The sequence below is a fragment of the Bacillus sp. EB V-12 genome, assembly GCF_056158125.1.
This window is the reverse complement of record NZ_JBUXJL010000004.1, coordinates 48,814-69,408: the sequence shown is the minus strand read 5'-3', so window position 1 is coordinate 69,408 and position 20,595 is coordinate 48,814. Positions and strand designations below refer to the sequence as shown.

14 protein-coding genes are annotated in these 20,595 nt (G+C 32.7%); 7 read left to right on the top strand and 7 right to left on the bottom strand.

Annotation, left to right across the window (positions count from 1 at the left end; genetic code table 11):
* Positions 1 to 22 precede the first annotated feature (22 nt).
* Both ACZDYH_RS15560 and ACZDYH_RS15555 read left to right on the top strand, forming a co-directional pair.
* Positions 23 to 7,039: an amino acid adenylation domain-containing protein gene (locus ACZDYH_RS15560; RefSeq protein ID WP_474886582.1), complete on the top strand. Its 7,017-nt coding sequence runs from the start codon at positions 23 to 25 to the stop codon at positions 7,037 to 7,039.
* Between the two features lie 55 nt (positions 7,040 to 7,094).
* Positions 7,095 to 8,549 carry a pyridoxal phosphate-dependent decarboxylase family protein gene (locus tag ACZDYH_RS15555; protein WP_102956049.1) on the top strand — a complete coding sequence of 485 codons (1,455 nt, stop codon included), beginning with the start codon at positions 7,095 to 7,097 and terminating at the stop codon, positions 8,547 to 8,549.
* A gap of 111 nt (positions 8,550 to 8,660) precedes the next feature.
* Here the strand turns inward: ACZDYH_RS15555 and ACZDYH_RS15550 are convergent, their stop codons facing one another.
* On the bottom strand, positions 8,661 to 9,617 hold the full coding sequence (locus ACZDYH_RS15550) for an alpha/beta hydrolase (RefSeq protein WP_000857943.1): 957 nt from the start codon (positions 9,615 to 9,617) through the stop codon (positions 8,661 to 8,663).
* 631 nt (positions 9,618 to 10,248) lie between these two features.
* The gene (locus ACZDYH_RS15545) at positions 10,249 to 11,250 is read right to left on the bottom strand and encodes an alpha/beta hydrolase (RefSeq protein WP_102956050.1); all 1,002 of its coding nucleotides are present in this window, start codon (positions 11,248 to 11,250) and stop codon (positions 10,249 to 10,251) included.
* A gap of 570 nt (positions 11,251 to 11,820) precedes the next feature.
* Between ACZDYH_RS15545 and ACZDYH_RS15540 the strand changes: the two genes are divergently transcribed.
* Positions 11,821 to 13,245 carry an ABC transporter permease gene (locus ACZDYH_RS15540; protein ID WP_166695077.1) on the top strand — a complete coding sequence of 475 codons (1,425 nt, stop codon included), beginning with the start codon at positions 11,821 to 11,823 and terminating at the stop codon, positions 13,243 to 13,245.
* Positions 13,246 to 13,256: 11 nt separating this feature from the next.
* Positions 13,257 to 13,934: an ABC transporter ATP-binding protein gene (locus ACZDYH_RS15535; protein ID WP_000447851.1), complete on the top strand. Its 678-nt coding sequence runs from the start codon at positions 13,257 to 13,259 to the stop codon at positions 13,932 to 13,934.
* 295 nt (positions 13,935 to 14,229) lie between these two features.
* Here the strand turns inward: ACZDYH_RS15535 and ACZDYH_RS15530 are convergent, their stop codons facing one another.
* From ACZDYH_RS15530 to ACZDYH_RS15520, 3 genes are all read right to left on the bottom strand, one after another.
* Positions 14,230 to 14,412: a hypothetical protein gene (locus ACZDYH_RS15530; protein WP_000273238.1), complete on the bottom strand. Its 183-nt coding sequence runs from the start codon at positions 14,410 to 14,412 to the stop codon at positions 14,230 to 14,232.
* 201 nt (positions 14,413 to 14,613) lie between these two features.
* Entirely contained in the window at positions 14,614 to 15,150 is a 537-nt protein-coding gene (locus tag ACZDYH_RS15525; protein WP_046392780.1) for a DinB family protein, read from the bottom strand.
* Positions 15,151 to 15,901: 751 nt separating this feature from the next.
* The gene (locus ACZDYH_RS15520) at positions 15,902 to 16,324 is read right to left on the bottom strand and encodes an Lrp/AsnC family transcriptional regulator (protein ID WP_000349584.1); all 423 of its coding nucleotides are present in this window, start codon (positions 16,322 to 16,324) and stop codon (positions 15,902 to 15,904) included.
* Positions 16,325 to 16,481: 157 nt separating this feature from the next.
* Between ACZDYH_RS15520 and ACZDYH_RS15515 the strand changes: the two genes are divergently transcribed.
* The gene (locus tag ACZDYH_RS15515) at positions 16,482 to 16,682 is read left to right on the top strand and encodes a DUF1272 domain-containing protein (RefSeq protein WP_000522150.1); all 201 of its coding nucleotides are present in this window, start codon (positions 16,482 to 16,484) and stop codon (positions 16,680 to 16,682) included.
* A 403-nt stretch (positions 16,683 to 17,085) separates the two neighbouring features.
* Positions 17,086 to 17,223: a hypothetical protein gene (locus tag ACZDYH_RS15510; protein WP_003274441.1), complete on the top strand. Its 138-nt coding sequence runs from the start codon at positions 17,086 to 17,088 to the stop codon at positions 17,221 to 17,223.
* 68 nt (positions 17,224 to 17,291) lie between these two features.
* Here ACZDYH_RS15510 and ACZDYH_RS15505 read toward each other — a convergent pair whose 3' ends face one another.
* On the bottom strand, positions 17,292 to 18,764 hold the full coding sequence (locus tag ACZDYH_RS15505) for a sensor histidine kinase (protein WP_166695076.1): 1,473 nt from the start codon (positions 18,762 to 18,764) through the stop codon (positions 17,292 to 17,294).
* Complete coding sequence (locus tag ACZDYH_RS15500; protein ID WP_000800727.1) at positions 18,757 to 19,422, bottom strand: response regulator transcription factor; 666 nt, start codon at positions 19,420 to 19,422, stop codon at positions 18,757 to 18,759. Before ACZDYH_RS15500 ends, ACZDYH_RS15505 begins: the two co-directional genes overlap by 8 nt.
* Before the next feature lie 447 nt (positions 19,423 to 19,869).
* Here ACZDYH_RS15500 and ACZDYH_RS15495 point away from each other — a divergent pair, with 447 nt between their 5' ends.
* Positions 19,870 to 20,562: an HAD family hydrolase gene (locus ACZDYH_RS15495; RefSeq protein WP_434714535.1), complete on the top strand. Its 693-nt coding sequence runs from the start codon at positions 19,870 to 19,872 to the stop codon at positions 20,560 to 20,562.
* Positions 20,563 to 20,595: the final 33 nt, after the last annotated feature.

The following is a 20,595-nucleotide window of genomic DNA, read 5'->3' as shown; positions in this document are numbered from 1 at the left end:
TATTAGGGGGATAAAGATAAAAATGCACATTAAAGATCGAAGTTCGATTCATGAAAATAAAGAAGTAGAAGCGTTTTGGAAGGAGCAATTATCTTCCGAGATTCTCGATTTTTCTGTATTTAAATTTAATAACGATTACCAACTAAATAAAGAAACACCTTGTGAATACGTTCAAGTCATAGTGAATGTAGAATTTAGTAAAAGTATACAAAAAATAAGTAAGTCTCAAGATTTATTATTATTTAGCTGGTTTCAAGCCGCTTTAAGGGTTTGTTTGGCACATTATACAGATCAAGAAAGAATTACTATTGGTATTCCTATAATTGAAAAGAATCTTGAACAAAGTGAGAATCTTAATAAGTTGATTCCTTTAGGAAGTGAAATCCAGCCGCATCACACCTTTAAACAATTAGTAAATGAGATTGAACAAACGACTTTATTCGGGTATGAAAATCAGGAGTATCCGCTCTCTGAATTATTAGTTAAACACAATTTAACTCCTTTTCAAATTGTAATCGGGATGGAAGGATTACATAATGAAAATTCGCTAGAAGAATACGCAGAGAATAATGTAGCCCTATGGATACGAAGAAAATGGAATGAAATACATAATGAATTTGAATTTCAAATTTCTTGCAAGTCCCGTTCATTCTCTTCTTTGCAACAGTTTGCCAATTCGTATTGTTATGTTTTAAAGCAAGTTTCACAAAATCCGAATTTGGCATTGAAAGATATTTGTATTATTGCAGAAGAAGAAAAAGAGTTGTTAGAAGGATTGAATACTTTTCAAACGGGCATAGACTTGTTTCAATCATTTCAAGATTTGTTTGAAGCGCAAGTATTAAAAACTCCAGATCAAATTGCTGTTGTTTGTAATGATCAATCTTTGACATATAGAGAATTGAATAAGAAAGCGAATCAATTGGCTTCTATTCTTCAAAGTAAAGGTGTTTCAAAAGAAAGTATTATTGGCGTTATGGTAGATCGGTCATTAGAAATGATTATTGGTATGATGGGGATTTTAAAAGCAGGAGCAGCGTATTTACCAATCGACCCTAACTACCCAACTGAACGAATTGAATATATGTTACAAGATAGTCAAGCAAAATATTTACTTAGTAAGCGAACAGAGGAAGTATTGCCGCAATTTGCAGGTGAAGTACTGTATCTTGATAAAGAATATCTTTTTCAAGGTGAAGAAAGTAATTTAGTACGAGAACATAATCCTAATGATTTAGCTTATGTTATTTACACATCAGGATCGACAGGAAATCCAAAAGGGGTAATGATAGAACAAAAATCGCTAGTTCATTTTTTAAATGTAATGAGAGAAAAAGTAAAAGCTAATCAATCATTCTTGTTTCTTGCTAGTGTATCTTTTGATATTTCCTTGTTAGAAATATGTCTTCCTTTAACGCAAGGTTCAAAAGTAGTAATTGCTACAGAGGACCAGTTTGCAACAAAAGAATTGGCTCATTTGGTCAAAAAACATAAGGTGGATTTATGGGAATCAACGCCATCGCGAATGGAAGTGATTTTGAGTGATCCAGAAGGGGCGATTTTTCTAAAAGATTTAAAATCTATTTTATTAGCAGGAGAATCATTTTCCATTGATTTGGTTGAAAAAATTCGTTGTATCAGTGAAGCAACAATTTTAAATATTTATGGTCCCACAGAAACAACCATTTGTGCAACAGTAAAAGAATTGAGCACTTCCAAAGAAGTTACGATTGGCAAACCTAACCCGAATTATCATTCCTATATATTGAATAAGTATGGCCAATTAAAACCATTTGGAATTCCCGGTGAACTCTGCATTGCTGGCGTAGCGGTAGCACGAGGGTATCTTGGTAAAAATAAACTGACAGATGAAAAGTTTGTACCGAGTCCTTTTGCGGCAGGGGAAATGATGTATCATACAGGTGATCTCGTTCGTTGGTTGCCTAATGGAGAACTTGAATATTTAGGTAGAATGGATCATCAAGTGAAAATTCGGGGGTATCGGATTGAATTAAGAGAAATCGAAACTCAATTAAGGGAATATCCAGAAATAAACCAGGCTATCGTTGTTGATCAAGTGTATGGAAATAGGAAATTATTAGCTGCCTACTATGTATCGGATAACAAGGTGTCTTTTGATGAAATCAGAAAATATTTAAGTGATAAATTACCTGAGTTTATGATTCCTGAAAAAATGATTCAGGTAGAAGAGATTCCATTGAATCCAAATGGAAAAGTGGATAGAAAAAGATTGTTGGATATAACACAAACGGATTATGTATCAATTCCATACGTTGCTCCGCGCAATGAAATTGAACAAAAATTAGTGCGTGCATGGGAAAAAGTTATGGAGATCGAGGGAATCGGTATTCATGATAATTTTTTTGCATTAAAAGGAGAATCTATTAAAGCACTTCAGGTAATTAATTTATTAAGAAAAGACGGCTTAAAAATAAGTACAACAGATTTTTTTAAGCACCCCACAATCGCTCAACTGAGTTCTTGTGTAAAGCTAGAGCATAAAGAGGAAAACCTTGAAAGTAGACCAACTCATGTTAAAGATTTGTCTAAGCCATTTTCCTTAACAGAAGTTCAGACAGCGTATATGATAGGACGGAATTCACAGTTTGAATTAAGTGGTATTTCCCCTCAAACATATTTTGAATATGAAACAGCTTTGGATATCAATCGTCTTTCAAAAAGTTTTCAAAAGGTAATTCATCGTCATCCAATGTTGCGAGCTGTAATTTTACCAGAGGGAAAACAGCAAATATTACAAAGCGTTCCTGATTACGAGATTGAAATAGTGAGTCTCATAGATTTAGATGATAGGAATCAACATGCTCGCTTACAAGAAGAGCGTTCTCGAATGACTAACCATGTATTCCCTTTGGGGCAATGGCCTTTGTTTGAATTGAAAGCTTTTCTTTTAAAAGAAGACACGTATTTATTATGTTTTCGATACGATGCTTTATTAATGGACGGAGCAAGCATGAACATTGTTGGACAGGATTTGTTGCATTATTATTATAAACCAAATCAAAAATTAGAATCTTTATCTTTTGATTTTCAAGATTATATGTTTATCTATGATGAAATGGAACAAAGCGAAGAATATAAAACAGCAAAAGATTATTGGACAAGTAAGCTTCCTGACTTTCCGTTTGCACCTTCTTTGCTGTTAAAAAAGGATCCAGCAGAGATTGCTACTCCTAAATTCCAATCACTTACAAAAATCCTGGATAATAAAAAATGGACAAAGCTACGAAAGTTAGCACAAGAGAAAGAGGTAACGCCTTCCGCTCTACTTTGTACAATATATGGTGATGTGTTGGCATATTGGAGTAATCAACGTCGATTAGCAATTAACTTGACTGTATTTAACCGTTATCCTGTTCATGATGAAGTAGAACAGATTGTTGGAGATTTCACATCACTTATTTTATTGGATGTTGATGTAAAACCAGAGCAAACTTTCTTTACTAGAGTAAAAGAAACGCAAGCTACTTTATTAGATGGCCTTGAACATCGTCATTACGATGGAGTTAACTTTATTCGAGATTTTACTCGATATCATCAAATGACGCCAAAAGCAGTTATGCCAATCGTTTTCACCTCGATGTTAGCAGGTGCAGGTGCTTTCTCTTGGGAACAACTTGGTTCTCTTCGCTATATTCATGCTCGGACTCCACAAGTGTATTTGGATAATGTAGTAATTGAAAAAAATGGAGAGTTATTAATTAGCTGGAACTATGTTGAAGAGTTGTTTGATGTTGATGTAATAGAAGCAATGTTTTCCCAATTTGTTGACTTATTGGAACAATTGGTGAAACAAAGCGATATAACATCTTTGCAGATGAAAGAATCGGATCAAACTTTAATTAAGCAATACAATGAAACAACAGAAAAAATACCTTCAACTACTCTGTATCAATTATTTACAGACCAAGTAAAACGTACACCGGATGAAGTAGCAGTGGTATTTGAACAAGAATGGTTAACATACTCGGAACTTCATAAACGTTCTAATCAAATTGCCCACTTCTTAAAAGAGCAAGGTATTGGTCTAGGTGACAAAGTGGGTCTTTTAGCAAAAAGGCGAGTTGACACAATTGTTAATATGTTAGGTATTTTAAAATCAGGTGCCGCTTATGTTCCGATTGATCCCGATCATCCTTTAGATCGCCAAACATATATTTTAAAAAATAGCTCATGCAAGCTTTTATTAGAACCTAGTCTTTATGAAGAAAATCATTTGTCATTTTATACAACAGAAGATATGCCCGCTATTGCTGGTCCAGAAGATATTGCCTATATTATATACACTTCAGGAAGTACAGGAAAACCAAAAGGAGTAATTATTACTCACCAAGCGGTTACAAATACTATTCAAGACATAAATCAAAAATATGAGGTGAATGAAGATGATCGTATTATTGGTATCTCTTCCATGTGTTTTGACCTATCTGTATACGATATTTTCGGAGCTTTAAGCACAGGTGCAATGTTAGTAATGATTCGTGATCCGAGAGACATGCAAGAATTAATCCGCACTGTCGAACGTAGAGGGATTACAATTTGGAATACAGTGCCTGCAATCATGGATTTGGCATTGGAGCAAGTAGGTTCTCATTTTGAATATCCTTCTTTACGTTTAGTTTTACATAGTGGAGATTGGATTCCGCTTTCTTTACCAGAAAAAATAAAACGACATTTTCCGATTGCAGAAGTAGTCTCACTAGGAGGGGCAACAGAAGCATCGATTTGGTCAATTTATTATCCGGTCAAACAGGTGGAATCACATTGGAATAGTATTCCATACGGGATGCCCTTGGCAAACCAAACGTATTATGTGTTGAACTATGAAAAGAAAATGTGCCCTGTTGGTGTAATTGGAGATTTATATATCGGGGGAGTGGGCCTTGCTAAAGGATATTTAAATGATGAAAAGAAAACAAATGAAGCGTTTGTGTCACATCCTGATTTTGGTCTTATATATAAAACAGGGGATTGTGGAAAAATGCATTCTGAGGGATATATTGAATTTTTAGGCCGCCAAGATTACCAAGTGAAAATTCAGGGATATCGAGTAGAGTTAGAAGAAATCTCTCATTGTCTTCTAACTTATAAACAAGTCGAACATGCTGTCGTAATTGATCAAACAGATGAGAACGGAATAAAATTTTTAGTTGCATATGTGGTAACTGAGCAAAATATTAGTACAACAGAACTACGAAAGCATTTGCAAGATCACTTGCCAGATTATATGATTCCTTCTTATTTTGTTTATTTGGACCAATTACCCCTGACTCCAAACGGTAAATTAGATAGAAAAGCGCTCCCTACTCCGGAGAAACAAAAAAATGAAGTATTTATTGCCCCAAAAACTGAAATGGAAAAAATATTAACTAGTATTTGGCAAGAAGTACTCAAAATAGATCAAGTTGGAGTAAATGATCATTTCTTCGCCTTAGGTGGAGATTCGATAAAAGCGATTCAAGTGTCCGTCAGACTGTATCGACAAGGATTCGAGCTTGAACCAAAAAATATATTTTCATTTCCTATATTAAGGGACATGGTTCAATTTGTTAAAAAGCTAGACCAGTTTTCAAGTTCACAAACAAATGATGTAAACATAATGAACGATAATAAAGCTACATTACTAAATGTTAAAGATAAACAACTTAATCAACATACACTTAACAAAATACAAGAAAAAATGCCGGATATAAAAATAGAACGTATTTACCCGTTAGCACCTTTCCAGGAAGTTATTTATGAGCATGCTACGAATGAACCTGATACAAATGCATATTTTGAACAAACAATTTGGGCACTTGAGGGGGAGCTGGATATTAAACTCTTTATTCAGTGTTTCCAACAATTAGTTGATCGTCATGATGCTTTAAGAACAATAATTGTGCAAGATGAACAAGCAAAACCTTGGCAAGCTGTTCTATATGATGTTCAAATAAATTCAGAAATAAAAAACTTGATTGAGATGACGAAACAAGAACAGCAAGAATTCCTAAAACAGTGGATGAATGAAAATTTAAGTCGAGGATTTAAAAATGATGAACTTATGACACGTCTCTGTATATTCCAACTAGGTAATAACGAGCATAAAGTAATTTGGAGTTCCCATCATCTATTATGTGATGGTTGGAGCGTCAGCATTTTGATAGACGAATTATTCCAGCTCTACGAAACTACAAATGCCGGAACTACGGCGGGGTTACCCATGGTAAAACCTTTTGAAACATTTATAGATTGGACTTTGGCACAAGATCATGAGAAAGCACGTCATTTTTGGCGAGATTATTTATCAGGATACAATCAGAAAATTAGTATTCCTAAAAAGAAAGTCCCATCTAAAAGTGAAGGGTTAAACTTCACTTTTATGGATTTAACATTAGACAAGGATTTGACTGATCAGTTACAGACATTTGTAACTAAAAATAATATAACTATGAATACGGCATTACTAGCTGTATGGGGAATATTGCTTGGCAAATTCAACGGAACGAGAGAAGTAGTATTGCCTAACCTAGTATCAGTCAGACCCCCCGAAGTAGAAGGAATTGAAAATATGTTCGGTCTGTTCACAAATGTTTTGCCTATCCGATTAGCATGGACAGAAACGCAATCTTTTGTGGACTTCCTGCAAAAGGTACAACTAGAGACATTGAAATGTAATGAGTATGCATACTATTCATTTGTTGATATACAAAAGCAAAGTGAATTAAAAACTGAGTTGACTGACCATCTTTGGGTTTTTGAAAACTATCCAACTAATCCAGCAATCTTTTCTTCAAATGAAAACAGACATTTTGCTATCACGGATTACGAAGTTGTTGATGAGCCACATGTAAAGTATGGAATTATGTGCTTCCCTGAAGAAAGACTTACAATAAAGTTTGGATATGATCAAACGGTATATGAAACAGAGAAAATACAGGAAATATTAAATCACATCCAGGGGTTAATCAACACGATTCTTCAAAATCCAATACAAACAATTTGTGATTACAAATTATAAAAAATGAAAAGGCGAGCAAGAACTCGCCTTTTTAAATAGAATAGGAGTAAATCAAATGACAAAAAAATTACAGTTATCAGCCGAAGAAATGCGTCAGTTAGGATATCAAGCGGTTGACTTAATTGTTGATCATATGAATCATTTAAAAAGTAAACCAGTTTCAGAAACGATTGATAGTAATATTTTTAGAGACAAGCTAATTGAAACGATTCCGGAAAACGGATCTAATCCAAAAGAATTACTTCATTTTCTTAATAACAATGTGTTTAATCAAATTACTCATGTGGATCATCCTCATTTTATGGCTTTTGTGCCAGGTCCTAATAATTATGTTGGTGTATTAGCAGATTTTTTAGCAAGTGGGTTTAATGTATTTCCTACAGCTTGGATAGTAGGTGCAGGTGCCGAACAAATTGAATTAACGACAATTAACTGGTTAAAATCAATGCTAGGATTCCCTGATTCAGCTGAAGGATTATTTGTCAGTGGTGGTTCCATGGCTAATTTGACTGCACTTACTGTAGCGAGACAGGTCAAGCTGAATAATGACATAGAAAATGCGATTGTTTATTTTTCTAACCAAACTCATTTTTCTGTAGATCGAGCACTTAAAGTATTAGGTTTTAAACAGCATCAAATTTGCCGAATTGAGACAGATGAAGACTTAAAAATTTCAGTTAGTACTTTAAGAAAACAAATAAAAGGAGATCGATTAAAAGGGAAAAAACCATTCTGTGTTATTGCTAATGCAGGGACAACGAATTGCGGAGCGGTGGACTCCCTCGATGAATTGGCTGATGTATGTGGTGATGAAGATATATGGCTACACGTGGATGGGGCTTATGGGGCTGCAGCAATTCTCAGTGAAAAAGGAAGGGAGTTATTAAGTGGAATTCATCGTGCCGATTCTTTAACGTTAGACCCGCATAAATGGCTTTTTCAGCCTTATGATGTTGGTTGTGTACTTATTCGAAATAGCCAATATTTAAGTGAAACATTCCGTATGATCCCAGAGTATATTAAGGATACAGAAACTAATATAGAAGAAAAAGTGAATTTTGGGGAGCGTGGAATTGAACTTTCTCGTAGATTTAGAGCATTAAAGGTATGGCTTTCTTTTAAAGCATTCGGAGTTACAGCTTTTCGTGAGGCAATTGATCATGGCATTATGCTAGCTGAACAAGTTGAAGAGTTTTTAAGGAAAGAAAAAGATTGGGAAGTAGTAACACCTGCCCAATTAGGAATTGTTACTTTTCGTTATATTCCATGTGAGCTAACATCTACAGATACAATTCATGAAATAAACAAAAAATTGGTGGAAGAAATTAATCAAAGAGGATTTGCTATGCTAAGTACGACTAAATTAAAAGAAAAAGTAGTAATTCGACTTTGCTCTATCAACCCAAGAACAACAAAAGAAGAAATACTTCAAATCATGATGAACATAAAAGCATTAGCAGAGGAAATAAACACATCGCCTAAACATCTTATATCTGTTTCTCAACCTTGATATATTAGGCGGATTTTACATATTAATAGCCGATTCTTATTTAGAATCGGCTATTATATTTAAATGATAAATACATATATACTATTTATAAGTGTTTCTCTTGTAATGGGATTAAGCCTCAACTTTGGATACTCGTTTAAAACCAGTCTTTATTGCTTGTACTATTTCGTTCACAGCATAAATAGATACATCGGCATTTGGATTTAACCCTTCAAACCAGTGATAGGCATTTGGATATAAATGAAACTCCACATCAACACCAGCTTGTGCTAGTTTGCTTACATAGGTTAATGTTTCGCTGCGGAATGGATCTAATTGACCAACAAATGTGTAAGTATACGGTAAGTCACTATAATCCTCAGCTCGAGAAGGTGCTGCATAGGCAGGGATTTGATCCGTTCCATACATTTCTCCTAAATACATTTTCCAGCCAGCTTCATTTGCCTTTTGGTTCCAAACAAATCCCTCTTTAATTTCATTCGCTGAAGGTGTATCATTTCTGTCATCAATCATTGGATATAGTGGCATTTGTAAACAAATTGAAGGATATTTTCGATCTCGTGCTAATAATGATAATGCTGCTGTTAGTCCACCGCCAGCGCTTACTCCTGCAACCCCAATTCGATTCGAATCAATGTTTAATGACTTTGCATTATCAGCAATCCATTTTAAAGCTGAATAACAATCCTCAATTGGTGCTGGGTAAGGGTGTTCAGGTGCTAAGCGGTAGTCTACAGACACGACCACACAGCTAGCTTCTTTTGCAAACCTCATACAAGTATCATCGTTATCATCTATAGACCCTAAGATATAACCTCCACCATGTATCCATAATAAGACAGGTAAAGATTCATGATTTGATTTTGGACGATAAATTCGTAATGGTAACGGATTATCATCAGGCCCAACAATGACTTTATCTGTTAAAGAAAGAGAGTCATCAACAACGGTAGGTGGTCTCATTTGAGCTATTCCTTCTCTGATTGATTGCAAATTTTCTGGGCGTAAATCGAGATCCGGAAACATCTCTAACCCTTGTAATAATTCTGGATTTACTCTAGTTTTCATTTTAGCACCTCTATTTGTAATTGTTTTCAAATAAATGAAGTGTATTCTAAGTAGTTTAATTGTGAAAGAACACCACAATTAAATTGTAAATTGGATATGTTATAACGGTCAACAGAATATTCGGAAATTAAAACCTTTCTCAAGAAGGAGTTTCATGCAATCAATAATACAAGTAGTGGATTTAAGAGCAAAGTGTTTTAATGTCGTTGTAATTATGTACATTAGAAAAATTTCTTTTCTAGACTCATGAAGAATTATGAAAAGCAAAATTTTATAGATGGTTATCTTAAAAATAAACAAAGAGAGAAGAACTAACCAATGTTTTTCTCTCTTTTTCATATGTAATTAGGGTATCCATAACTGTAAATATGGATGGTATAGATTAATGGATGAATAATTTATTTTTAAATTAATAACGTAATACATAAAGATTTTTGTATGTAATATTTCATATACAGGGACCACTGGTGAAAATGCTGAGCAATGTTTTTCCATATGGTAAATTAGTTCCTTAGTTATTTATTTTATTTCATTTTCAATCGTGTAAGGCTTGGGGCTAAGATTTACAAAGGTGACTAGTAAAAAATATAACAATACAAGTATAAGATTTTGTACTTAGTAATCTCGCGATTTAAGGCATGACATTGGATAAGTGTGGGGAGTTCAATCGATTTTGAATAAAATCAATAGTATCAGTTGCAATTTTTTTACGTTTAAGAACGATCCCGGCATGCCCGCATGTATAAATATATCGTGGAGGTCTTTCCCAAGATTCCCACAAGTAGTCTGTATCCTCAGAATGCACATATAGATCATGCTTACCTGAAATTAATAAAATATTTTCTTTTTTTACTTTTGGCAATGCTTGACTCGGTTCAGTGATTTTCCAATAATCTATTAAATCATCATACGTAACACCATGATGTTCCAAGTCTTCTCTAATAAATTTACCTGGAGTTGTATTCCAAATCGAATAAGAAAGTCGATTTGCATAGAAAATGGATGCTAACACATCAATTTCTTCTTCAACAAGAGAGGTTAAGTTAGTAATAAATCCGCCTAAACTAATTCCTATTAGAATCAGGGGCCCCTTTTTATTTGCTTTAATCCATTTAATCAAAGCTCGTAAATCAGCTACCGCTTGTCTAGTTGCTTGTAATGTTCGTTCAATATTTGCACTTACCATATACTCTCCACTGAATAAGGATTGATCGGGTTTTCTTTCAAAATGATAGGGTAGAGTGAAATAATACATATTCCACTTCAGGCTGGTCATATGATCGTGGAATATTTTTTTCACACGTTCGTTAGAATCCATTCTCCAACCGTGAACAAAGATAACATGAGGTGCATTTTCATTTTTATGTAAGAATAATTCCCCAGTTACAGAGTCGTTGCGTGAATCACCGGATTGAACCGAGCTTTTATATTTGAATTGCCCAACCATGTATTCCTTTTCCTGTTTTGAATGCTTAATGTCAAAATGATTATAGGATGGTTTTACTTTATAAAAAGATTCTATGTCCTTTATATTTAATGAAGTGTTAGATAGGGAAGTATACTGAAACGCTACACTTCTTTTTTTGTGTAAATCATATAAGGCGTACCGATCAATGAGTTTTGAAAAAATCAAATTAACCTCCTCCAAAATACATATTGTTTAAAACATGGACAAAATTTATGTTGTAAATTAATTATAAAATATTCTCTTTTCCTAATAGTAGGTGCTTGAATTATAAAAACAGGTGATAAATTTGCATATTATATTATAAAGCTTACAATAAATAATTTATACTAAAATTTAAGAAGCAAGTTAATATTCTTATCCATATAAAAGAATGTTAACTTGCTTCTTTTCTTATTAAAAGATGTAATTTCTATGAGGAACTACTTACAATTCTCAAATAAATATTCACAAATAGCTTCTCTATATTTATTGTATAGAAATTATACAATAAATATATTTTTTATATTATATACATTAAATTAAGCTTAACCTCTCTTTTCTATAAGTCTCTTAAATTGACTAACTCCTTACCGAAATTCAAAAACGACTGAGTTTTTGAATTTGTGTTCTAGCTTTTTTGGAACAGGTAAATAACTACACATAAACTCCTTGTATCTCTAGTTAAACTACCGATTAGCTCCATATAAACTCTAGATAACCTATATAGAATACAAGTTATCAAGGAGGTAAGAAAAAATGAATTTTATGAAACGAGCAATTCTCAGTATGAAAAAAAGGATAGGAACATCATTAATTTTGATGGCAGTTTTTCTGATTGTTACAAATTTGGTTCTTTCAGGTTTCACAATCCAAAATGCGTCAAAAAAAGCAGCGGATGCTGCGAGAAAAAAACTTGGTGCAGATGTTACTTTAGGTCTTGATTTCGACAAATTAGGTCAAAAAGCTAAGGAAACTGGAGAAATGCCAAATCCACCGCAGCTCGATACAAAAGAAACAGATCAATTAGCGAAATCCAAGTATGTAAAAGACTATAATTACATAGCTAACACTTTTGGTATTTCTGATGGACTTAAACTAGTAGGAGCTTCAGAAGAAGAAGGAAAAGGTAAAGCCGGAATGGCGGCTGTGCGAGGCGGTTCAAGCTCTGGTACAGAAATAGATATGAATGCTTCTTTTATGATTGAGGGAGTTCGCAAGACTGCATTACAAGAAAGCTTTAAAAACGGAAAAAGTAAAATCATTGATGGAAAACCAATTACAGAGCAAATGAAGGATCAGAATGTAGCTTTAATGGAAAAACGATTAGCGGAATTAAACAATTTGAAAGTAGGAGACAAAGTTAAAGTACAATCAGGGGATAAGAAGGAAACTCTTGAGGTTGAAATTATCGGCATTTACGAAACAAATGAGCAAGCAATGGGTCAACAGGCTCCTCCTATTATGGATCCAGCTAATAAACTATATATGCCGCATTCAACTATGAAAAAATTAGAAGTAGACCAAGGTATAAGTAGTGGTCAAGTCGTGTATTTCTTGAATGATCCACAATATATTGATTCATTTAAAAAAGAAGCAAAAAAATCTAACATTGATTTTAATTATTATAAATTAGATGCGCATGATTCATTGTACAAGCAAATGATTGGTCCTATCGAAAATATCTCTTCGACTTCTCAAATGATTATTTATATTGTATCGATTGCAGGTGCGATCATTTTAGGATTAATCATTATGCTATCAATTAAAGGGCGTCGTAAAGAAATGGGAATTCTATTGTCTATTGGAGAGAAAAAGTGGAAACTGATGGCGCAATTCGTAGTAGAAGTAGTGTGTGTCGCTATTTTAGCATTTGGATTATCCATAACAACAGGAGCTAAAGTTTCTCAATATATCGGGGATAATTTACTTTCGAATGAAATTGCTACTGCAAGCGAAGAAACAGATACTTCGCAACATGGTACTGTAATGATGGCTGGACCCGGTGGTACTCTACAAAATCAAAAAGAAGATCCAATTGATAAAATTGATGTAAGTGTAACAGGAGAAGATGTAGGGAAAATGGGTGGAATTGGACTAGCTATTGCTATAATAGCAACGCTTCTTCCAGCATTATCTATTCTACGTTTAAACCCAAAACAAATTCTTTTAAAAGATGAATGAGGAGGCTCGATATGGAGACGATTTTACAGTTTAAAAATTTGGATTATTATTATGAAAGTAATGGGAAAAATGTAGCGATACTAGATAATGTTAACTTTTCTTTTCAAAAAGGACATTTCTACACGATTTTAGGGCCATCTGGATCTGGTAAAACCACAACTCTGAGCTTAGGTTGTGGACTGGATGTCCCTAAAAATGGTTATGTACTGTATAATGGCAAAGATATTAGAAAAATTGGTTTGGATCGATACCGTAATCAAAATGTATCTGTAATTTTCCAATCTTATAACTTAATTACCTATATGACCGCTCTTCAAAATGTCTTAACAGCAATGGAAATTACAGGTGTTAAAGTGCAAAATAAAACAGCAAGAGCATTAGAATTATTAGAGAGGGTAGGACTCTCAGAAGCTGAAGCGAAACGAAACGTCCTGCAACTAAGTGGCGGGCAACAACAGCGTGTAGCAATCGCTCGAGCACTATCTTGTAATGTTGATTTACTAATTGCAGATGAGCCGACAGGAAATCTCGACGAGGAAACCGCAATGGATATAATAGAACTGTTTCAAGAACTTGCACATAAAGAGAATAAATGCATTATTGTTGTGACGCACTCACAGGAGGTTGCTAAAAAATCAGATCGTGCAGTGTATTTAAGTAAGAAGAAGTTAGTCATAAATGAAATCTAATATAAACATCGTAGCTGTTTAATTCACATATTTTTCAAAAACTAGACCTTTCAAAAGCTTATATTTGATTTATAATAAAATCAAGCCATAATCAAAATGGTCTCCCTGTACTGAATGTTAAAATAGTTTGTCGTTCCCGTTTTAATAATATTTGAAAAAGAACTTGTAGAATATCCTACAAGTTCTTTTTATTATAATTGGTTACCTATATCATGGGATAATTACACATAAAAAACGGGACATTACCTAGATGTATGATCTAAATGCTGTCCCGTTTCCCTATGTATCTGTATAGTTATTGCAGAATTAAACCTACAATCATAATTAAACTAAATACTATCATCCAACCAAACGCGCAATAGCCAAAAATTCTAATCCATTTAGGTAATTGATTCATGTTAATTTTATTTGTGGGAACTCCTTGCATAGAAAACATCATTTTTTGATCTCTATCTCTATTATTTTGTTGTTCATACATAATATCATCACCTTTCCAGAACTATTGTGTTTATAGTATATCAGCCTAAAGAAAATTATGTACAGAATAAGAGGGGATAACATATATATTATGTGGTGAATTTTATAAATAAAGACATTTAATTGCCATGGTTCTAAGCGCTAATCCGTTATAAATTCTGAAAAAGAGCCCTACATAAATAGGAATCTTTTTCTTCAAATATTAAGTTGCTGGATATACATCAGAACCAAGGTAACGTTCTTTTATAATTTGAAGATGATGAAGCTCATGACCAGCAATGATGTATGCTAATGCACGAACTGTAACTTCAGAATTATTCGCATTTCCTCTTTGTGACCAAGCTTCTTTATCTAAGCTTCTAAGTAAACACAGGGTAGATTGGCGAACAACAATTAAATTCTCAAGAAGATTTTGCATAGATTGCTTATCAAAAGCAGCTCTAAGAACATACATATCATCATTATAGCCTGGAAGTTCTGCTGTCTCGCCTCGAGCGATAGATAGCAATCGATACGCCATAATCCGTTCTGTATCTGCTATATGACCCATTACTTCTTTTATACTCCATTTAGTAGGAGCATACCGGAAAAGTCCCTCACTATCAGAAATTTCCTTTAATAAGAGATTCGTTTCCTTCATTTGTTGTTCTAGAATATGTATGATATTTCCGTCTGATACCAAGTTGGTATACGTTGCATAATAGGAGCTATATTCACTTACTTGTGGTCTTATTTGCATACGAATCATCCTTTATGTTTAATCTTTACATATAGCTTATCATAAAAGAATTCCAAATTAATCTGAAAGTTTGAAATTGAAATCAAAAATTATGCTTACTACCGTAGGTGAGCTATAAATATTGTTTCACATATATAGGAAGGTTCAAGTCGAATGTTCTGCATCCGCTAAATGAAGGGACTACTTCATCATCAAAATAATAAAACTTGTTTATGACAAAAAGATAAGTTTTTTAAATATTATTATGTTTTATTAGATCTATTCCAGTTCATTCTAGTAACTATATATTCAATACGAAACACAAATGAAACAAGTAGAATGAACTTAATAAAGACAAGAAACTATCCCGTTAGGGCTTTCTGAGGCTGCATCAATTTTTTAGCGTGGAAAACACACCTAGATTTCATCGTAGCAAACTAGAAGAAGGGGATTAAAGTTCATCCGTTTTTCTCTCTTGAAAACTAGGATTCAACCCTTTGGAGAGTGAAACACAACCATATTTTATAGCATAAAAAAGCAAGAGGGATGAAGCATTACCATATTAAAACATCAAAATCGGATAGTGTCATAAATGTATTTACTACATTCAAAATGTGAACACTTATTATTCTTTAGCGTGGTCTCAATTTATTGAAAAAGCTATTCTTTCCTATTATTGTATAGAAAGAATAGCCTGTTTTGTCCGTTATATTTTTTTATGTTAGTTCAATTGCTATATGCAGCATGACGTAAAAATCCTTGAAATCCCAAATTAAGAAATACTTCTATATTGAACTGGTGATGATAAGTTAATTAAAGTTGATGGATAGCCGAACTCCATAGAATCATCGATAAATTCTTCTAACTGATGCACGGATTCAGTGATTATTTTCACCAAATAACTATATTGTCCAGCTAATCTGTGGCACTCAAAAACCATGGGATTTTCTTTGCAAAAATCCCTGAATTGCTTACATTTTTTTGATTCAAACAATACAAAAGCCGTTACATTCTTATTCAACTTTTCTGGGTTTATAACTGCCCTATAGGCGGTAATTATACTTTTATCTTCTAACTTTTTAACTCTTTCTTTTACAGCAGGTGTCGATAAGTTAACCATTTTTCCGAGCTCAGTCATAGATACCCGTCCATCTTCTTGCAGTATATATATAATTTTTTGGTCAATGTGATCCATTCTCAATAACTCCTTTTTATTTAATGTAAAATACGTATAATAAATTAAATTTTTAAGTTTACCAGATGAAATAACTCATAATTTGTATTTAAACAAAATTATTTAAAATTTATAATTTTAAGTATATCATGAAAATAATGTTATTGGAGGAATTGAAATGGGACTTGAGATGAGAAAACATTGCGAGAAATGCAATAAGAAGATTGAGGCGCAATCATTAGCCTTTATTTGTACACATGAATGTACATTTTGTGAGGAGTGTACAAAATTAATGAACAATGTATGTCCTAATTGCCAAGGAGAACTTGTTAAAAGACCTAGAGCCCTGTCGAATAGTGTCTGTCCTATTAGTTTATAACAATATTACTTATTAAGTTTATAGTGAAATAGTTTCTAAAAATACTAGATGGCGACATTATGATTGTAAAAATGAGAAAAGCTATGGATAACATAAATATGTTACATAAAGGAGTTTTTATATTGAAACATGCCTTGCGTATTATTGATGTACAACAAGAATTAAATGTAGATAATTTTTCTGTTGTTCGAACTAGCCACGAGGATTTGTTTCAACCCATTCATAATAATTACAGATAAATCTATACCAAGGGTACAACTCTTACTGAATAATTATCGGAAAGGATTGTACTTTTTATTTAATATACAATAAATCGATGACTTTAATATCATTGGGTTTGAAACTGAAAAATTACTTTCTCAGATACACAAAATCAATGGATTGTGAAATAGATTTTCACGAAATGTTTGATAATCAAATTGCAATTGTAGAGGATGCTTTAATACACCGAAATACAAAAGAAGAGCAAATTCAGGCTGCGAAGAGTGCCTATGATGATTGTATATTAAAGAATCGTAAACAAGAATATCGTTTCATTTAAAACGAAAAGCCAGCCTATTAGTTCCTGATAAGTCTATAGTTACTACAAAAACAAACAAACTCGTCCTACTAAGAGGGGAGGTTGTTTGTTTTTGGTCTAGATAATGGAATCCTTATGCAAAATTGCACACTATGTTCCATATTTTTTATTGAATACTTTATATCTAGCGTTTCAAGAATTTGTTTAACAATATATAGCCCCAAACCACTTCCTCCAGTATTTCGATTCCTTGATTTTTCAATACGATAAAATGGTTTGAAAATTTGTTGTATATCTTCATCTTTAATATTGATACCTGTATTTGTAATTTGTATTTCGATTTGATCTTGTTTAGAATTCTCGCTTAACTTTATATAGACTTTTTCATTATGTGGTGAATACATAACCGCATTGTGAATAATATTTTTACATGCTTTTTCTAAAAGAGCACAATCTGTATAAATAGAAAGATCAGAATCAATTTCTTTTATTATTTCGATGCTTTTTTGAGAAGCAAAAAATTCGAGATCTTTTGTGATTTTACCTATTAACTTTGAAGGATTAACTTCCTCTACTTTTAGTTTGAAGGTGTGTTGTTCTAATTTCGATACGCTTAAAATTTCACGAACTAATTGTTCCATACTTTCAATAATTTGATGATTTTTCTTTAAATATTGATCGCGATTTTGATAAGGGCCAATATTGTAAATCATCCCTTCTAAGTAGCCTTTCATTACAGTAAGAGGGGACTTTAATTCATGTGCTACAATCGCAAAAAACTCTCTGCGTTTTGTTTCTATTTCTCTTTCTTTTTCAATATCATTTTTTAATTGTTCATTTGCTTTTTTTAAATCAAACATAGCTTGTTGTAAGTTAATAGACATGTCATTCAAACTATTAGACAATTCTCCTAACTCATCTGTAGAGCGAACCTCAATTTTTTCGGAGAAATCTAAATTTGCCATCTTTTGTGCACCTTCATTAATATAAATAAGTGGCTTTGTAATAAACCTGGAATAAAAATAAGCACTCCCTATACCAATTACGAGTACAATGATACTAATATAGGGGAGAAAGCGTACTAAAACCTGTGAAGCTTCATCAATCGGTTGAAATGTAGCAAAGACTATAAGCGTTAAACTACCATCTTGGAATTGAATTGGTTTCGTAACGTTATATGAATTGCTAAGGGTACTTGCATTCTCGAATCGTGTTGCTTTAGTAGTTACTGTTTTTTGCGTACCACTTTGAATAAAAGAAAACGAAGGAGAGTAAATAATTACCCCTTCTTTATTTTGAAGGTAAAGCATCGCATTATTTTTTTTTGCGTATTCATCAAAAAGTGGTATCGCATCTTGAAACGTAAGATTTTTAGACTTATCAATGATTTCGTTTATCCCTGTTTGAAGTTGATCTGTTTTATATTGCTCATAAAATGTAGGGAGAAAGAAGTATAAAGTTAAATAAATCAATACTGCAAAGGATAACAAAATGAGAGATGTAGTCATAAAGAGTTTATAAGTGATTTGCTTCATCTTCATAAGTTTCACAATACTATTCATCAATTTTATAACCAATACCCTTTATTGTTTTAATATAAGGGATAGCTAATTTTTTACGTAGATTTTTAATATGTGTATCAATTATTCGTGTTTCTCCAAAATAATCGTACCCCCAAACCTTCTCTACGATATTTTCTCTTGTAAGTACTTTTCTCTCATTTTGAAATAGTAGTTGTAGAATTTCAAACTCTTTTGTCGTTAATATAATTTCAACGTCATTTACATACACTCTATATGCATCCACATCGATACGAACTTCTTTAAATATCAAATGATTATTTACATTTTTATCATAACTTCTTCTAAGTACAGCTTCGACTCGTCTAATCAAAACATGAAATGAAAAGGGTTTTGTTATATAATCATCGATCCCAAGATCGAATCCTTTCATTTGATCTTCCTCTTCTTCCAACGCAGTTAGCATAATAATTGGTACGTTTGACTGACTTCGAATCATTTTAGAAACTTCAAACCCATTAAGATTGGGCATCATAACATCTAGAAGAATTAAATCAAAGGATTGCTTATTAAATTGTGTCATACCCTCTAGTCCATCTGAAGCGACTACCACTGTATAATGCTGTGTCATTAAAAATTGTTTAATTAATTCCTGAATTTCTTGATCGTCCTCTACCACGAGGATATGATAGTTTTTCATAATATCACCTCTGGTAGTCATTATAGCCGTACAATCTGGAGTTTATGTGGAGATACAGTAGTAAACTTCATAGAACGCTTACTACCAAAAAGTATTATTAGCTTTATTACTTTTTTATGGAGAAATAATTGCTTAAAAAAACTTATTGTATGAATTGGTGTACGATTAATATTTACGAAAAACTAATGTATAATAATGTGAATTGTATGTAGTTTCTTAAAATTTGTGAAAATATACTTTTGCTTCTTTACCAAAAGAGGAAAAGGAATTTCAATATAGAAGAAACTACCGTAATACTAGAGTGTGTGCCAAGAACTTTGGATTTCTTTCATCTAGTTTCTATTTAATCGTTAATCACTACATAATAATGTTCTTGCTAAACCAAAAGTTTAAAGGTACAAACTTGGAGAGATTTATATAATGCTAGAAAGGTTGTGAAATGATTTGATGGGTTATAAAGCGATGCTGTTTGATTTAGATGATACATTACTTGATAGGGATAAAGCAGTAGAGGCATTATTTTTAATTGTTTTAGAAAAGTGTTATGAAAATGTAGATGGTGCGGCTAAAAGCAACATGTTACAGAAATTCAAAGAATACGATAAAAGAGAATATGGCATAAGTAATAAAACGACAGTTTTAGAATCATTGTTTGATGAATTCACGCCAAGGTATAGATTGCCACGCAATTACATCCAAGATTTTTGGAATAATAATTTCCCTAGATGTTTTTCAATAGACCAAAATACTATTCATTTCTTAAATCAAATAAAGAAGCACTTTAAAGTTGGAATTATAACAAATGGCTCAACTCAGAGGCAAAAAGCTAAAATATTTAACACGAATTTAAATAAGTATTTTGAAACAATCATTATTTCTGAAGAAGTGGGATTTAGTAAACCTGATAAACGTATATTCGAACTAGCATTAAATAAGTTAAATTTACAACCGGAAAATACTTTATTTGTTGGGGATGACTTAGAAAAGGATATTGCTGGTCCTCAAAATGCAAATATAAAAGGTGTGTGGTTTAACCCTCAGAAAATCAAGAATACTACCAAAATACAACCATATACCGAGATTAACACTTTGAATAGTTTGTTAAGTTATGTTACTCCACAATATTTTTATAACAAGTAAAGGCAATTCCATATATATATTCAAAAATATAAA